Origin of the sequence: Brevibacterium metallidurans, assembly GCF_037101285.1 — a bacterium.
GTDB classification, from domain to species: domain Bacteria; phylum Actinomycetota; class Actinomycetes; order Actinomycetales; family Brevibacteriaceae; genus Brevibacterium; species Brevibacterium metallidurans.
The window spans coordinates 1-524 of the sequence record NZ_BAAAAF010000075.1 but is presented as its reverse complement, the minus strand read 5'-3'; the positions used below and the strand labels follow the sequence as shown (position 1 = coordinate 524).

General features: G+C 55.5%; 1 protein-coding gene. It reads right to left on the bottom strand.

All coding sequences use genetic code 11. The annotated features are described in order from the left end of the window. A partial coding sequence (locus AACX88_RS17595; RefSeq protein ID WP_339394145.1) for a hypothetical protein occupies positions 1 to 524 on the bottom strand: 524 nt, incomplete at both ends.

Here is a 524-nt window from a genome sequence, read left to right as displayed (position 1 = left end):
CACGTAGAACGCTGGCGACGCCTCGCTCATCTGCTGACAGAGCGTTTCCATTTCCGATGCGCAACGATACAGCGCCTGCACGTTGATATGGCAAATCTCCCGCATGCTCCAGCTGTTTTCCACCTCGCGAGCGAAATGCAAGGTGAAAAAGGCTTTCTGCGCATGAGTAAACAGCTGGCAATAGAGCGCTAAACCCTGCCATTCTTCACGCCACTGACGCGCCAGCGCGGCGGGGAAATCCGCCGTTTGAGCAAACGCCAGCGCCTCTTCGCATAAACGTTGCGCACTGCTTGCCACGTCATCTTTTTCTTGCGCAATTTGCGTGAGATTAGCCATCGACTTTAGCGGATCGTCACGAGTGAAATGAATATCCTGCGCCGACCCCGGCAGCCAGTGGCTGCGCGCCAGTTGGCCATACAGGCTCCATACCGCCTGGCCGTAGCTTTCCGGCAATTGACTATGGCGATGGAAAACATGATCGCGTACATAAATCGCCTGATAAAGCGTCTGCGTCGCCTGCTCAA